Origin of the sequence: Mucilaginibacter sp. UYP27 (genome assembly GCF_040547175.1) — a bacterium.
Taxonomy (GTDB): Bacteria; Bacteroidota; Bacteroidia; order Sphingobacteriales; family Sphingobacteriaceae; genus Mucilaginibacter.
Genome location: NZ_JBEPPE010000001.1, coordinates 972,602 through 988,371, shown reverse-complemented (window position 1 = coordinate 988,371; position 15,770 = coordinate 972,602). Strand labels below are relative to the sequence as shown.

Sequence of the window (15,770 nt, the reverse complement as noted above, 5' to 3'; positions counted from 1 at the left end):
GTAATATTTGCGTAATTAATTACGTAATTGATATTACATATGGAGTTTTACGATAAAGTGGGCAAGATGGCTTTAGGAAGCAGGTTGCATAGGTTAAGTGAAAAATTAACTGAACAAGCCGGTGATGTTCACGGCATATATAATATTGAAATGAATCCGAAGTGGTTCCACGTATTTTACGCGCTGGCCGAGGGCGAGGATAAATCGATCATGCAGATCGCGCAAGAGATAAGCCATTCGCACCCTTCGGTGAGTACCATTGTAAAAGAAATGGTTAAACACGGTGTAGCGCAAGAAGTAGCCAACAAAGCAGATGCCCGAAAAACATATATCCAGCTAACAGATAACGGACGCGAGATAAACAGCCGTATCCAGGTACAATATGCCGATGTAAATGCCGATGTAGAAAATGCTTTGGCCGAGACCCAGTACAATATCTGGAAAGCTATTGGGGAGTGGGAATTTTTGCTTGAACAAAAAAGCCTGGTTAATAGGGTAAAGGACGAAAAGAAGGCACGCGAAAGTGCCGATGTACAAATTGTAGATTATAAACCCGAATACCAGCCGGCCTTTAAACATTTAAATGAAGAGTGGATAAGCCAATATTTTAAGATGGAAGCTACCGACTATAAATCGCTCGACCATCCAGACGACTACATCCTTAATAAAGGCGGCCATATATTTATGGCGCTTTACAATAACGAACCTGTTGGTGCGTGCGCGCTCATCAAAATGGAAGAGAATATGTATGAACTGGCTAAAATGGCTGTTTCCCCAAAAGCAAAGGGCAAGGGTATAGGCTTTATATTAGGGCAGGCATGCATCACCAAAGCAAAAGAGATGGGCGCCACTAAACTATATCTTGAAAGCAATACTATTTTAAAACCGGCCATCAACCTATACCATAAATTAGGGTTCAAGAAAGTTACCGGCATCCCGTCGCCGTACGAACGGTGCAATATCCAGATGATGCTGGAGCTTTAATTTCCTATTATTAACCCCATTGTCAAATTAAAGGGAATGAGCCGCTTAGCCATTCCCTTTTTTTATTTTTGTGTTATAACATGAAAATATTACTTTCTTATTTATCAAAACACCGCTGGACGGTTGTCCTCGCGCTGTTCCTTGCCGGGTTAAATATTGGCTTTTCGCTGGTAGACCCTATGGTCACCGGTACCATTATGGATAAATACATTATCCCTAAAGACAATATCGCCCGAAGTTTCGAATACCGCCTTTATGGAGCCCTTGGATTAGTAGGCCTTGCTATTGGCGCGGCCATGGTATCGCGTATAGCAAAAAACTTCCAGGATTATTTTACTAATATAATTGTTCAAAAAACAGGTGCCGAAATGTATGCAGATGGTTTAAAACACTCTCTTGAATTGCCTTACCAGGTATTTGAAGACCAGCGCAGCGGCGAAACCCTGGGTATCCTGCAAAAAGTACGGCTGGATAGCGAGAAGTTCATCACCTCGTTTATCAGTGTGTTATTTGTGAGTTTGGTGGGGATGATTTTCGTGATCGTTTATTCGTTAAAGGTAAACTACCAGGTAACACTGGTGTATTTCTGCGCTATCCCGATTATTACGTTTGTTAGTATGGCGCTGAGTAAGCGCATTAAAAATATTCAGCGTAAAATTGTAGCCGAGACTACCGCTTTGGCAGGATCTACTACAGAATCGCTGCGTAATATCGAACTGGTGAAAAGCCTTGGTTTAGCGAAACAGGAAATAGCACGACTTAACAAAACTACTTACAAGATCCTCGATCTGGAGTTGAAAAAGGTTAAATATGTGCGCAGCATGAGTTTTATACAGGGTACAGTTGTGAATCTTGTGCGTAGTGCCATGGTATTGATACTATTGATCCTGATCTTTAAAAATGAATTAACGCCGGGCGATTACCTAAAGTTCTTGTTCTATTCATTCTTCCTGTTTAACCCTTTGCAGGAACTTGGTAACGTTATCCAATCGTGGCGCGAGTCGCAGATCTCGTTGGCTAATTTTGAGAACATCCTTAATGCCCCTATCGATAAGAAACCTGAAAAACCGGTGTTATTGGAAAAGGTGCGAAGCCTGGCATTTAGCGATGTAAGCTTTAAACACTTAACGGCTAACCGCAACGCGCTAAATAATATCACCTTTAAAACCAATACCGGCGAAACCATCGCCTTTGTTGGCCCATCGGGTTCGGGTAAAACCACGTTGGTTAAACTGTTGGTTGGTTTATATCAGCCGTTGGAAGGTGACATCCTTTATAACGACATACTGAGCAAAGAAATTGACCTTGACCAGCTACGCGAGAAAGTTGGTTTTGTAACGCAGGATACACAACTATTCTCGGGCACAATACGCGAGAACCTGCTGTTTGTAAACCCAACCGCTACCGACGAGGAATGTATGAATGTATTACAGCGTGCAGCCTGCCAAACCCTGCTTGCCCGTGCTGATAATGGCCTTGACACCGTAATTGGTGAAGGGGGAGTAAAAGTGTCGGGCGGCGAAAAGCAACGCCTTTCTATTGCCCGTGCATTGTTGCGTAAACCGGATATCCTGGTATTTGATGAGGCAACATCTTCGTTGGATTCTATCACCGAAGAAGAGATAACAGATACTATCCGCGATGTATCTGTATTGAATGACCATATCACCATATTGATAGCCCATCGCCTGTCAACCATTATGCACGCCGATTGCATTTATGTGCTGGAAAAAGGCCATATAATAGAATCTGGCAAGCATCACGATCTGATAGATCAAAAGGGCCTTTATTACGCCATGTGGAGGCAACAAATTGGTGAGAAGCATACGGTGGATGCGTAAGTAAAACGCCAGGCTTTACCCCCACCCGTCATTGCAATGACGGGTCGTAAACCAAGAAAGCCCTGCTGAAATCAGCAGGGCTTTCTTTTACGCTTATCTTTTAATTATTTTACCAGCGTACCAATATGTTCGCCTTTAGCGATTTTCATGAAGTTGCCTTCTTTGTTCATATCAAATACAATGATTGGTAGTTTGTTTTCCTGGCAAAGGGTAATGGCGGTCATGTCCATTACGTTTAAGCCCTTATCGTATACTTCCTGAAAACTGATCTCATCATAACGGGTTGCTAACGGGTCCTTCTCCGGGTCGGCGGTATAGATACCATCCACACGGGTGCCTTTCAGTACAACGTCTGCCTTGATCTCTATAGCACGTAATGATGCTGCGGTATCTGTTGTAAAATACGGGTTACCGGTACCGGCACCAAATATCACAATTTTACCAACCTCTAAATGGTGCATGGCACGGCGGCGAATGTAGGGCTCACAGATCTGCTCCATTTTAATAGCCGATTGTAAACGGGTTTCTACCCCAATACTTTCCAGCGCATTTTGCAGGGCCATACAGTTAATTACAGTGGCAAGCATACCCATGTAATCGGCCTGGGCGCGTTCCATACCGCTTTTTTCGGCACTAAGTCCTCTAAAAATATTGCCGCCACCAACAACAATGGCTATCTCGATACCCTCGTCTTTAACCGCTTTTATATCATGAGCGTATTGCAAAACCTGGTTGTTATCAATACCATACTGACGTTCGCCCATCAGGGATTCGCCGCTAAGCTTTAGTAGGACTCTTTTGTATTTCATTTATATGGAAGATTTATCAAAAATAGATATAAAATGGTATTGTTAAAATTTTATGTTGTGGGTGTTAAATAATTCCCCTGCAATATGGTTGCCAGGGTTTCAAATTTGTTGTTAAAGATGATCAGATCGGCGTCAAAACCTGCTGCTACTCTCCCCTTTGTTTTTTTACCGGCCAGTTCCGCAGGATACAATGTAGCCATGTTTACGGCTTCGGCCAGTTCGATACCCACATATTCTACACAGTTTTGTACCGCCTTTAACATTGTTAAGCTCGAGCCGGAAAGCGTACCATCTGGCATTACGTATTTGTTGCCATCTAACCTGTGCTGGTAAGCACCTTCGGTAGCGGCGGTAACAGCATCGGTAATTAAGAATAATTTATCGCCAAGCTCGCGTTTAGCTAAACGGATCATTGGCCAATCCACATGGTTACCATCGGCAACAATGCTGGTGTACGGTTTTTCTTCGAATATGGCGGGGATGTAACCCGGCTCGCGGTGGTGCATTTGCGGCATCGCATTAAACAAGTGCGTTACTGCCGGGATAGGTTTATTTAAAAAGCCTTTCCCCTGCTCGTAAGTAGCATTGCTATGGCCCGATGATATGATGATGCCCTGCGCATGCAGGTAATCTATCACTTCCTGGTCCTGCAATTCCGGCGCTATGGTTATCATGCTGATAACGCCATCAGCCTGTTCTATCCAACTTTTAACTTCGGCAAGTGTTGCTTTTTTAATTAAATCTGCAGGGTGGGCGCCGCGTTTTGCAACGTTAAGGTACGGTCCTTCGAGGTGCAGGCCCCAAAAGTTACCACGTCCATTTTTCCGGTATTCTTTTGCGGCTGCGATGCCTGCTTCAACAATCTCATTAGTATTTGTACCGATGGTGGCGAAGAAGCCGGTAGTGCCCTGGCTTAACAGATCATCTTCCATGCGTTTAAGCGCAGATACCTCGGGTTTGCCGGCAAAGAGTTTACCGCCACTACCATAGATCTGCAAATCAATAAAACCCGGTGCAAGATAAGCGCCGTTAAGGTCTTTCTTTTCTGCATCCGCAGGGATGGCAGTATCTTCAATAATAGCTTTGATCCGGCTGCCCTCAATTAAAACAGCTTTGCCCGTGGCGATGGTACCGCCGGAGATGAGTTTAAGGTTATGAAGTGCTGTTATCATAGTGTCGCGTATTTAACAGTTTACGTCATTGCGAGGTACGAAGCAATCTCTGCATAGGCAGAGCGGCTTTGTACAGCAAAGAGATTGCTTCGTACCTCGCTATAACGCGGGTGTTTAGAAATCTCAGGGCAAAAAAAATCCCCCTCGTTAATACGAGGGGGATAATATAATTAAGCTCCTAAAGCAACTCGCTTGAAAGCGGTAACGGTTAGGCCTTTATCAACCGTGTCTAAGAACTGTGCAACAGTTTTAGAAGAGTCTTTAACAAACTCCTGGTTTAATAAGGTAGAGTCTTTGTAGAATTTATTAAGCTTACCAGCAGCAATTTTTTCAACCATTGCTTCCGGTTTACCTTCTGCGCGGATAACATCTTTTGCAATTTCCATCTCACGCTCGATGATAGTCGAATCAACACCGTCTTTATCAATAGCTACCGGGTTCATTGCTGCGATTTGCATTGCAACATCTTTACCTGCTTCGTCAGCACCATCAACAGCTTTGCTTAAACCTACTAACACACCTAAACGGTAGTTACCGTGGATGTAAGCAACAACTTTATCACCTTCAATAACTTCATATTTAGATACACCGATTTTCTCGCCGATCTTACCTGTTTTGTCGATGATAGCATCACCAATTTTAACAGTTGTATTTTCAACGTCGATAGTAAGGTCATACAAAGCTTCGATAGAAGCCGGTTTGCCTTGAACAGCCGCATTTGCAATTTCGTTAGCGAAAGCAACAAATTCAGCGTTTTTAGCTACGAAATCTGTTTCGCAGTTAAGCTCAATAACAACACCCGTTTTAAAATCTTCAGACGTACGTGCTATAACAACACCCTCGTTAGATTCGCGATCCTGGCGGCTTGCAGCAACCTTAGCACCTTTTTTTCTTAAAAAATCAATAGCAGCTTCAAAATCGCCATTGGTTTCAGTTAAAGCTTTTTTGCAATCCATCATGCCCGCACCTGTTTGCTGGCGCAGTTTGTTTACATCTGATGCAGATATTTGTACTGTAGACATCTTTTTAGTTTTAAAGTTGAAAGTAAAAAGTTGAAAGTAAAAAGCTACAGGTAACACCTACAACTTTTAACCTTCAACTTTAAACTCAAATATTATTCTTCTGTTGAATCGGCAGCAGGAGCTTCAGTTTCAGCAGCGTCAGCTGTTACTTCTGCAGTCCTTTTACGTTTGCCACCTTCAGAACGGTCAGCTACTTCCGGTGCATCAGCTTTTGCTTTAGCAGCAGCAGCTTCTTTTTCGGTTTCGTCTTCTTTCTCGCGTTTGCGCTCATCTAAACCTTCTTCGATAGCTTTGATGATAATACCGGTGATCAATGAAATTGATTTGGTAGCATCGTCATTCGCCGGGATAGGGAAATCGATGTTCGACGGATCAGAGTTTGTATCAACCATCGCGAAAGTCGGGATGTTTAATTTCAAAGCCTCAGATACTGCGATGTGCTCTTTCTTAACGTCAATTAAGAACAATGCAGCAGGTAAACGGTTAAGATCCGCTATACCACCTAACAAAGTTTCTAATTTGATACGCTCGCGCTGTATCATCAAACGCTCTTTTTTAGATAAGTTGCTGTAAGTACCGTCCTTAGTCAATTTATCGATGTTTGACATCTTTTTGATCGACTTACGTACGGTAGCAAAGTTGGTTAACATACCACCCAACCAACGCTCGGTGATATAAGGCATATTTACGCCTTTTGCATATTCAGCTACGATATCTTTCGCTTGTTTCTTTGTTGCTACGAATAATACTTTACGACCTGATTTTACAATTTGTTTAATTGCTGCAGCAGCTTCTTCAACCTTAGATAAGGTTTTATTTAAATCTATAATGTGGATACCATTGCGCTCCATGAAAATGTACTGTGACATTTTCGGATCCCATTTGCGGGTAAGGTGACCAAAGTGTACACCTGCATCCAGTAAGTCCTGATATGTTGTTCTTGCCATTGTTTGTGTCCTCCTTAAATTATCGTTTACTGAATTGGAATTTCTTACGTGCTTTCTTACGTCCTGGTTTCTTACGCTCAACCATACGGTCATCACGTGTCATCAAACCTTTAGCGCGCAATGCTGGTTTTTTCTCCGGATCCAGTTCAACAATAGCTTTCGCGATAGCTAAACGAACGGCTTCTGCCTGGCCTTTAACACCACCACCTGCAACGTTTACTTTAACATCAAATTTACCGGCAGAGCCAGAAACTTCTGTTGATTGCATAACGATGTACTGTAATGGTAAGGTAGGGAAGTACTCTTTGTAATCTTTACCGTTAACGGTAATGGTGCCGGTGCCATCGTTCAAATAGATACGGGCCACAGCGGTTTTTCTTCTGCCTGAAGTGTTAGTTGTTGGCATTTTCTTTTCTCCTTGTGATTAAAAAATTAAATGGTTGTTGGATTTTGAGCGGCATGAGGATGCTCTGCACCTGCATAAACATGCAGGTTACCATAAATAGCACGGCCTAAACGATTTTTAGGTAACATACCACGTACGGCTTTTTCAATCACACGCTCAGGATGCTTTGCCATTAACTCTTTTGGAGAAATGAAACGCTGACCGCCCGGGTAACCGGTGTAAGAAACATACTGCTTTTCGCTGAATTTGTTTCCGGTCAGTTTAACCTTGTCTGCATTGATAACAATTACATTATCTCCGCAGTCTACGTGTGGGGTGAACCCTGGCTTGTGTTTACCTCTGATCATCATTGCGATCTTAGTACACAAGCGCCCCAAAATCTCATTGTTAGCATCAACAACAACCCATTCTTTATTAACGGTTTTCTTGTTGGCTGAGACAGTTTTGTAACTTAACGTATTCACTTGCTTTTAATTAAATTTATTAAACGTATACTTTACCCCGTAATTACGGGACTGCAAAGATAGGCTTAATTGTTTAATTTACAAATGGTTTTTAAGGAAATTTGAGGGAGATTGCCGGTGGATATATCGGGAAATTAGGACGGTGGGAAATTGAGATGGGTTTAATAGTTGTAATTAGTTTATAACGGTTGTTAATTGGGTATTAATAGAGATACAGTGGGTAGCTGGTTAGGTATGTGATAGTTATGCATATCAGCTAAATAATGATGGCGCTGCCTGCGGCCCGGACTATACTTACAACTCCTCATTACAGGTTGCCGGTAGAAGCCGCCTTTCATTCCGGGGTTTCCACTACTATCCCTAACGCAATTCTATAAATGTAGCTAAATCGCCATTGCGGTAAGAAGCAATCTCTTTGTTATACAATTCTGCTCTGCCTATGTAGAGATTGCTTCGTACCTCGCAATGACGCCCTTAACTATTATCAGCAGCATCTTCTCACCTCTTCTCCACCCTGTCATAAAACCCGCCGAAGCTATTTACCTTCACTGCTTCTTCCGCAAAAAAATCACCGGGGAAGCCTAATTCTATTTTACTGGCATCATCCAGTTTTTGGATCTGGGCTTGGCTTAGCACAACGTCAACAGTTTTAAGGTTATCCTTTAGCTGATCAATTTTGGTTGCGCCTACTATAGGGATGCAGCTGAACCCTTTGCTCATGGTCCATTGGAGGGCAACGTGGCTTTCTGATACACCGAGTTCCTGCGCTATTTCCATCACTACTTTAGTTATGCTTTCGGCGCGGGCGTCCAGCCGTTTACTGTCGGCTTTGATGCGGCCTTTATCGCCTTTTAAATATTTACCGGTTAACGCGCCGCCGGCCAATGGCGCCCATGGGGTAACGGTCATCCCAAAGTGTTTAGCCATCGGGATCAGTTCGCGCTCAGCAGTGCGGGCAAGCAGGCTATATTCTACCTGCAAGGCAATGAACTGGCTCCAGCCCATCAGTTCGGCCAGCGTGTTTCCTTTAGCTACAACCCAGGCGGGCGTATCGCTAATGGCGGCGTAGGTTACCTTACCTTGTTTTATCAGATCATCCAATCCGCGTAGCACTTCGTCTATCGGGGTTATGTCGTCCCAAATGTGCAGGTACAGCACATCCAAAAAATCTGTTTTCAAACGTTTTAGGCTATCCTCCACACTGCGCATCATATTTTTACGGCTGTTGCCGCTGGCGTTGGGGTTGGTGGTGTTATCTTTTAGGGTATATTTTGTGGCGAGTACAAAGTAATCGCGGTCTTGAGTTGAAAGGTAGTCGCCTATGATCTTTTCGCTGGTGCCCAGTTTGTATACGTTGGCCGTATCCAGAAAATTGCCGCCGGCGTTGGCATAGGTATCCATGATCTCGAAACTGGTGGCAGCATCTGCGCCCCAGCCACCTTCGGTACCAAAGCCCATGGTGCCTAAACAAAGTTCGGATACTTTTAGGCCCGACCGGCCCAGTAATTTATATTTCATAGTGGTAGTATTTATAATGTAACGCTGTAAGTAAAACTGATGTTTTAAAAACGGAAATAAAAGCGCGGGTAAACAATACACGTGCGCCAATTGTAAATATATTAAACATTACCGCCATGAAGATCATCACCCTGCATAAACCAGTTAACATCACCGAGCTTTACAACCATATCGAGGAAAGGCTAAACCCCCTCTTCCAAAAGCAAAAGCAAAGCGACATCAGCTTTACCATCAGCAACACACCCGCCGGCATCGAGATAACCCAGCCCGACCTTTACGAAGGCGTACTATTTACCATTGCCGTGCAGGATGATGAACTTTGGATAACCCGCAGCGAGCATTATGTGGATGACATAAATTCCATCACGGTAGAATCTATCCTGAACAGTTTATTTGACGATATATCAAATGGAAGAGGAACGGATCTGGTGCAGGAGGGATAGTGCTTAAGATTGCCCTGGTGAACTTGCCGAACATTAAACATCATGCTTAATCGGCGTAAAAATCTTCGACGGGCTCAGACAGACAAACCGTCTAAAAACAAAAAAGCCCGCTTTGTTTCAAAGCGGGCTTGCTAATAATAATATTCTATCCGTAGATCCAGCTGAATTTGTATTCCAACATTGGGTTTTTCATACGTTCGGCAACGCGGATCAAGCGGTTTGGTAGGTTCACGATGTAATCACGGGCCTTTTCGCCGTCTTCTTTTAAATCGGTTGCGCTTTCTATATGCCAGTCTTCTATCAGTTCTTTTAGAATATCAACATAGTCGATAGCTGTGTAGATACCTAAACGCTCTGCAGCATCGGTAAAGTGACCAAAGGTTTGGCCAATTTTTAAACCAATTTCGCGCAAGAAGTGAGCAGGCATTACAATTTTTTTACGCATCATATCCTCAAACGCAAGCATCGCTTCATTAGGGTCAACTTCAAATATCTTTTCAATAAAGTATTTGTATGCTTTAGCATGGCGGGCCTCATCACCGGCAATTACACCACACATTTTTGATAACAAAGCATCACCATCCTTTTTAGCTTGTGAGGCTACCCGGCGGTGAGATACATTTGTTGCCAGCTCCTGGAAAGATGTATATATAAAGTTACGGTATGGGTCGTGGCCGGTACCAATGTCAAAGCCGTCGGCAATAAGGTACTGGGTAGATACCTCCATCATGCGCATGTTAACACGGCCCGACAAGTAAAGGTATTTATTTAGCAGATCGCCGTGGCGGTTTTCTTCTGCTGTCCAGTGGCGGGTCCATTTCATCCAGCCCCCTTCTTCGTTATCAGATACACCTTCTACCATGGTTAACCACGATTCGTAGGTGGGAAGTGCTTCTTCGGTAATGGTATCACCTATAAGTACGGCAACAAGGTCATAAGACAACCCGCGTGCACTCTCCTGCATTTCTTTTATTTCGCTAAAAAACGTGTCCCTGGATGCATCAGGCAAAAAGTCTGACGGCTGCCAAATGGTATCGATAGGCTTTAGATACTCGCTCATCTTTTCAAGCATGAACTTCTCTATATGCCCCATTACTTCCTTACGTTTATCTTCAAAAAATTTCATAGTACTATCTTAGTTGGGCAAAGTTAATCATTTAAACAATAATATTATTTAGCCCCGGTATAATCAATTGCCTGTTTTATTCAGTTGCTTAAGTTGTTAATGGCCGGCGGCCCGTTAAGTATCGAAAAGTTGGTATTGTAATGCCACATATCCCGGGTATGCTAAATGCCTTTAAATTTTTACGTACCGCCGTTATATAGCGGCAACGGCTATCGGCATCGGCATATTATTATATACGCCATATTCTCCGCACAATATAGGAACACCAAACTTGGCCCCCCAGTTTTTAACAATCAATAATTTATCATGAACCGATGGCTCGTTACCATCGTTACGTTACTGGTAATAGTTGTTTTCGCCCAGGTGCCAATCAATTTGGGGTTATATAGCTCGAAGAACCTTATCCGGGCTTTCTGGTATAAACCGCTTACTTGACAAAATCCATTCGTCAATAATCTTCAGGGTTCTCTGTTAGGTAATTGGTATCGTTATGTTACCGTAATTATAATAGATAATGAGCTGTAGCCCAGATAACGGGCACCATATATCTTTCTATAATAACCCTCATACTGTTGGCTTACTATCTCTTGTGCGGCATTTACCTAAATAAGCTTGGGTAATAATCACGAGTCGCTGTTTTATATCGAAAAATCTAACATAATTTTTGAGGTATTAGGAAACCGTATAAAGGCTATGTGCCTAACCGCACCCATTATCCCGTTTTACGCTACTTTTTTATTCAGCATATTTAGCAAAACACCTGCACCTGTATTAGCATCTGCGGTGGTACGGCTATATTGTTCTATGTAATTGCATCTACCATAGCTAAACGCTTAAATGACGATGGCCACGTTTGGTTATTGCTTATCCTGTTTCTGTTTCACCCGGGGATACTTTATACGGCTTCGTTGGGTAAAAGTATCTATCTGCTACTTATCTTCTTTTTCTGTTCTTCTTTGACCTATTCAAGTTCTACAGGTCAAATACTACGTTCCAGGTATCTAAGGGTACGCTAATAGTTACAAGTATGCCCTCTCATTCTATCTTTAGAAAGATAGAACTCAACCCCACCCCGATATAAGAGATTACAGCCGAGTTAAAAGGTAGACAAAACAACTGTGCCGAAAGGTATTGTATACGAATATAATTAATCCATGGTGACACAATATTGTCAGTAGTGACAAAAACGGAAGTATCTGATTAAGACCAGTATGTGGAAAAGTTGTGGCGTTCACGGCCGTGAACGTGAACAAGGGGAGGCATTAGGATGTGCATATGTGGGGGGATATGCGGAGGTGTGCGGATGAGAAAAGTATATAACAAAGAAACCCCTCATCTTTTGGATGAAGGGTTTAACTTTAAGATTGGGCACCGACCTACTCTCCCACATTTTACTGCAGTACCATCGGCTCTGGCGGGCTTAACTTCTCTGTTCGGAATGGGAAGAGGTGGACACCGCCGATATAGGCACCTGAATATTTTATAGTTAGTATTTAGTAGCGTGTATCAAGTATCAAGACTTTAAACGCGCTATTAAGCTAACCAATATTTTATTTTGTAAGTATAGTAACCATATGTTCAGGAAGAAGACCATGTCTTGCTACTTGATACGATATACTTGCTACTATAGCAAACTTAAACATAATTGAAAGAAGTAAGTATCAGAGAAAACAACAGCTTTGTTTTGCTCGGTGTTAGAGGCAAGGGATCGGATATGGGAACCGGGATTGCTCCTGGTCCTTGCTTCTTACGGCCTCGGATCTCTAACACCATTCATTACCTGCTATGAGAAAGCTTCGGATTATTAGTATTACTCGACTTTGATGTCACCACCTTTATATCTGTAACCTATCAACGTAGTAGTCTGCTACGATCCTCAATGGAAGTCTCATCTTGTGGCTAGTTTCGCACTTAGATGCTTTCAGCGCTTATCTATTCCCAACGTAGCTACTCTGCAGTACACCTGGCGGCATAACAGATTCACCAGAGGTTAGTCCAACCCGGTCCTCTCGTACTAAGGTCAGCCCCACTCAAACTTCCAACGCCCACAACAGATAGGGACCGAACTGTCTCGCGACGTTCTGAACCCAGCTCGCGTGCCACTTTAATGAGCGAACAGCTCAACCCTTGGGACCTTCTCCAGCCCCAGGATGTGACGAGCCGACATCGAGGTGCCAAACCTCCCCGTCGATATGAGCTCTTGGGGGAGATCAGCCTGTTATCCCCAGCGTACCTTTTATCCTTTGAGCGATGGCCCTTCCATGCAGAACCACCGGATCACTATATCCGTCTTTCGACCCTGCTCGGCTTGTCTGCCTCACAGTCAAGCAAGCTTATGCTATTGCACTCCACGTACGGTTACCAAGCGTACTGAGCTTACCTTTGAAAGCCTCCGTTACCTTTTTGGAGGCGACCACCCCAGTCAAACTACCCGCCAAACAATGTTCTCGACATTATCGAGTTAGACACCAAATACAGAAAGGGTGGTATTTCAACGTTGACTAACATACTCCTAGCGAAGCATGATCACAGTCTCCCACCTATCCTACACATCCTGTATCCGATATCAATGTTAAGTTGTAGTGAAGGTGCATGGGGTCTTTCCGTCCCGTTGCGGGTAACCGGCGTCTTCACCGATACCACAATTTCACCGAGCTCATGGCTGAGACAGCGCCCAGATCGTTACACCATTCGTGCAGGTCGGAACTTACCCGACAAGGAATTTCGCTACCTTAGGACCGTTATAGTTACGGCCGCCGTTTACCGGGGCTTCGATTCAATGCTTCTCCATTGCTGAATAACATCCCCTCTTAACCTTCCGGCACCGGGCAGGTGTCAGGCCATATACGTCATCTTTCGATTTTGCATAGCCATGTGTTTTTGTTAAACAGTCGCCTGGGCCTTTTCACTGCGGCTGATATTGCTACCAGCGCCCCTTCTCCCGAAGTTACAGGGCCATTTTGCCGAGTTCCTTAGCCATGATTCACTCGAGCACCTTAGGATTCTCTCCTCGACTACCTGTGTCGGTTTACGGTACGGGTTTTTATAACCTGAAGCTTAGCGGGTTTTCTTGGAAGTCTGATTACCTGAACTATCACCTTACCCGAAGGCTCAGTGTACTATCAGCTTTCAGCAAGAGTGGCGTACTTAACTACCTCTCCTATACCTACGGCCTTTAACGAACTATTCCGTCAGTTCGCGTCAGTGTCACTACTCCGTCACCGCATCGCAGTTATAAAAAGTACTGGAATATTAACCAGTTGTCCATCGGCTACGCCCTTCGGCTTCACCTTAGGCCCCGACTAACCCTGATCCGATTAGCGTTGATCAGGAAACCTTAGTCTTTCGGTGGGCGGGTTTCTCTCCCGCCTTATCGTTACTTATGCCTACATTTGCTTTTCTAATTCCTCCACAGTCAATTGTCTTTCCTGCTTCACCGGCAATTAGAATGCTCCCCTACCAGTATATACATAGTATATAATCCATAGCTTCGGTATAACGCTTAATGCCCGTTTATTATCCATGCCCGATCGCTCGACTAGTGAGCTGTTACGCACTCTTTAAATGAATGGCTGCTTCCAAGCCAACATCCTAGCTGTCTGTGCAATCGGACCTCGTTAGTTCAACTTAGCGTTAATTTGGGGACCTTAGCTGATGGTCTGGGTTCTTTCCCTCTCGGCCATGGACCTTAGCACCCATAGCCTCACTGCAGTGTATATTATATAGCATTCGGAGTTTGTCTGGATTTGGTAGGATTTGACTCCCCCGCACCCAATCAGTAGCTCTACCTCTATATAACTTAACCACCACGCTGTTCCTAAAAACATTTCGGGGAGTACGAGCTATTTCCCAGTTTGATTAGCCTTTCACCCCTACCCACAGATCATCCGGAAACTTTTCAACGTTTATCGGTTCGGTCCTCCAGTACCTGTTACGGCACCTTCAACCTGTCCATGGGTAGATCACAAGGTTTCGCGTCTACCCCCTCTGACTATACGCCCTATTCAGACTCGCTTTCGCTTCGGATCCGTGTCTTAAACACTTAACCTTGCCAGAGAGGAGTAACTCGTAGGCTCATTATGCAAAAGGCACGCCGTCACACCACGAAGGTGCTCCGACCGCTTGTAAGTACACGGTTTCAGGTTCTATTTCACTCCCCTGTTCGGGGTTCTTTTCACCTTTCCCTCACGGTACTGGTTCACTATCGGTCTCTCAGGAGTATTTAGCCTTACCGGATGGTGCCGGCAGATTCCCACAAGGCGTCTCCGACCTCGCGGTACTCAGGATACCACTATCCTATCATTACTTACCCGTACGCAGCTCTCATGCTCTATGGCGGGGTTTCCCACCCCCTTCCGGTTCATTTTGATATTCATGTTGTGGTCCTACAACCCCAGCTATGCCGTAACATAACTGGTTTGGGCTTCTTCCCTTTCGCTCGCCACTACTCAGGAAATCATTATTATTTTCTCTTCCTCTGCTTACTTAGATGTTTCAGTTCAGCAGGTTTGCGCATTTATGCAACTATTCTTCAAATAGTTAGGTTTCCCCATTCGGAAATCCGCGGATTAATTCATATTTGCTAATCCCCGCGGCTTATCGCAGCTTATCACGTCCTTCATCGCCTCTGAGAGCCAAGGCATCCCCCGTGTACCCTTTCTTACTTTCTTCTATACTTGTGATGCTTTTGCTCATCACTGTATGCTTTTTGATATGTTGTTCGTTCAAATAAATGTGCCGGGAGATCCGAGCCAAGACTTGGACCGAAGTCTTTTATCTTGTTTCTTTCTTCCTTTTGCAAGTATTTAAAGCCAAACAACGTCTCTACTGTTGTTTTCTCTTTTTAATTACTTCTTCCAATATGTCAAAGAACTTTACCCTATACTACACAACGTGTACAGTAACTTGCATTATATCCTATCCTGTTAAGGAAACGGAGGGTGTGGTGGAGAATAACGGATTCGAACCGTTGACCCCCTGCGTGCAAGGCAGGTGCTCTAGCCAGCTGAGCTAATCCCCCTTTCAGATGTTTATCAAT

General features: G+C 43.9%; 11 protein-coding genes, 1 tRNA gene and 2 rRNA genes. 3 read left to right on the top strand and 11 right to left on the bottom strand.

Going from position 1 to position 15,770, the window contains the following annotated elements:
- The first annotated feature begins 39 nt into the window (after positions 1-39).
- Positions 40-984: a bifunctional helix-turn-helix transcriptional regulator/GNAT family N-acetyltransferase gene (locus tag ABIB39_RS04365; RefSeq protein WP_354427621.1), complete on the top strand. Its 945-nt coding sequence runs from the start codon at positions 40-42 to the stop codon at positions 982-984.
- Between the two features lie 80 nt (positions 985-1,064).
- Positions 1,065-2,825 carry an ABC transporter ATP-binding protein gene (locus tag ABIB39_RS04360; protein ID WP_354427620.1) on the top strand — a complete coding sequence of 587 codons (1,761 nt, stop codon included), beginning with the start codon at positions 1,065-1,067 and terminating at the stop codon, positions 2,823-2,825.
- A gap of 104 nt (positions 2,826-2,929) precedes the next feature.
- Here the strand turns inward: ABIB39_RS04360 and pyrH are convergent, their stop codons facing one another.
- The 7 genes from pyrH to ABIB39_RS04325 all read right to left on the bottom strand — a co-directional run bounded on the left by pyrH (position 2,930) and on the right by ABIB39_RS04325 (position 9,163).
- Positions 2,930-3,634, bottom strand: coding sequence for a UMP kinase (gene pyrH / locus ABIB39_RS04355; RefSeq protein ID WP_354427618.1), 705 nt, complete (start codon positions 3,632-3,634; stop codon positions 2,930-2,932).
- A gap of 50 nt (positions 3,635-3,684) precedes the next feature.
- Positions 3,685-4,806 (bottom strand): N-acetylglucosamine-6-phosphate deacetylase, encoded by a 1,122-nt coding sequence (gene nagA / locus ABIB39_RS04350; RefSeq protein WP_354427616.1) that lies wholly within the window; start codon positions 4,804-4,806, stop codon positions 3,685-3,687.
- Positions 4,807-4,976: 170 nt separating this feature from the next.
- On the bottom strand, positions 4,977-5,828 hold the full coding sequence (gene tsf / locus ABIB39_RS04345; protein WP_354427614.1) for a translation elongation factor Ts: 852 nt from the start codon (positions 5,826-5,828) through the stop codon (positions 4,977-4,979).
- 92 nt (positions 5,829-5,920) lie between these two features.
- Positions 5,921-6,775, bottom strand: a complete 855-nt coding sequence (gene rpsB, locus ABIB39_RS04340) for a 30S ribosomal protein S2 (protein WP_354427613.1) — start codon at positions 6,773-6,775, stop codon at positions 5,921-5,923.
- A 19-nt stretch (positions 6,776-6,794) separates the two neighbouring features.
- Positions 6,795-7,181 carry a 30S ribosomal protein S9 gene (gene rpsI / locus ABIB39_RS04335; protein WP_121248210.1) on the bottom strand — a complete coding sequence of 129 codons (387 nt, stop codon included), beginning with the start codon at positions 7,179-7,181 and terminating at the stop codon, positions 6,795-6,797.
- Positions 7,182-7,207: 26 nt separating this feature from the next.
- Positions 7,208-7,645, bottom strand: coding sequence for a 50S ribosomal protein L13 (rplM, locus tag ABIB39_RS04330; protein ID WP_067062091.1), 438 nt, complete (start codon positions 7,643-7,645; stop codon positions 7,208-7,210).
- A 498-nt stretch (positions 7,646-8,143) separates the two neighbouring features.
- A complete protein-coding gene (locus tag ABIB39_RS04325) occupies positions 8,144-9,163 on the bottom strand; it encodes an aldo/keto reductase (RefSeq protein WP_354427610.1) in 1,020 nt (339 codons plus the stop codon).
- Between the two features lie 116 nt (positions 9,164-9,279).
- On the opposite strand from ABIB39_RS04325, the gene ABIB39_RS04320 reads away from it, so the two are divergent.
- Positions 9,280-9,606, top strand: a complete 327-nt coding sequence (locus ABIB39_RS04320) for a hypothetical protein (RefSeq protein WP_354427608.1) — start codon at positions 9,280-9,282, stop codon at positions 9,604-9,606.
- 145 nt (positions 9,607-9,751) lie between these two features.
- On the opposite strand, the gene ABIB39_RS04315 is transcribed toward ABIB39_RS04320, so the two are convergent.
- The 4 genes from ABIB39_RS04315 to ABIB39_RS04300 all read right to left on the bottom strand — a co-directional run bounded on the left by ABIB39_RS04315 (position 9,752) and on the right by ABIB39_RS04300 (position 15,752).
- On the bottom strand, positions 9,752-10,732 hold the full coding sequence (locus ABIB39_RS04315) for an acyl-ACP desaturase (RefSeq protein ID WP_354427606.1): 981 nt from the start codon (positions 10,730-10,732) through the stop codon (positions 9,752-9,754).
- Positions 10,733-12,095: 1,363 nt separating this feature from the next.
- Positions 12,096-12,207, bottom strand: a 5S ribosomal RNA gene (rrf, locus tag ABIB39_RS04310).
- Between the two features lie 310 nt (positions 12,208-12,517).
- Positions 12,518-15,402 (bottom strand): 23S ribosomal RNA (locus ABIB39_RS04305).
- A 273-nt stretch (positions 15,403-15,675) separates the two neighbouring features.
- Positions 15,676-15,752, bottom strand: a tRNA-Ala gene (locus ABIB39_RS04300).
- Between the last annotated feature and the right edge of the window lie 18 nt (positions 15,753-15,770).

Coding starts and splice junctions, on each gene's coding strand:
- ABIB39_RS04365 (WP_354427621.1), top strand. CDS start 40: ATGGAGTTTTACGATAAAGTGGGCAAGATGGCTTTAGGAAGCAGGTTG.
- ABIB39_RS04360 (WP_354427620.1), top strand. CDS start 1,065: ATGAAAATATTACTTTCTTATTTATCAAAACACCGCTGGACGGTTGTC.
- pyrH (WP_354427618.1), bottom strand. CDS start 3,634: ATGAAATACAAAAGAGTCCTACTAAAGCTTAGCGGCGAATCCCTGATG.
- nagA (WP_354427616.1), bottom strand. CDS start 4,806: ATGATAACAGCACTTCATAACCTTAAACTCATCTCCGGCGGTACCATC.
- tsf (WP_354427614.1), bottom strand. CDS start 5,828: ATGTCTACAGTACAAATATCTGCATCAGATGTAAACAAACTGCGCCAG.
- rpsB (WP_354427613.1), bottom strand. CDS start 6,775: ATGGCAAGAACAACATATCAGGACTTACTGGATGCAGGTGTACACTTT.
- rpsI (WP_121248210.1), bottom strand. CDS start 7,181: ATGCCAACAACTAACACTTCAGGCAGAAGAAAAACCGCTGTGGCCCGT.
- ABIB39_RS04325 (WP_354427610.1), bottom strand. CDS start 9,163: ATGAAATATAAATTACTGGGCCGGTCGGGCCTAAAAGTATCCGAACTT.
- ABIB39_RS04320 (WP_354427608.1), top strand. CDS start 9,280: ATGAAGATCATCACCCTGCATAAACCAGTTAACATCACCGAGCTTTAC.
- ABIB39_RS04315 (WP_354427606.1), bottom strand. CDS start 10,732: ATGAAATTTTTTGAAGATAAACGTAAGGAAGTAATGGGGCATATAGAG.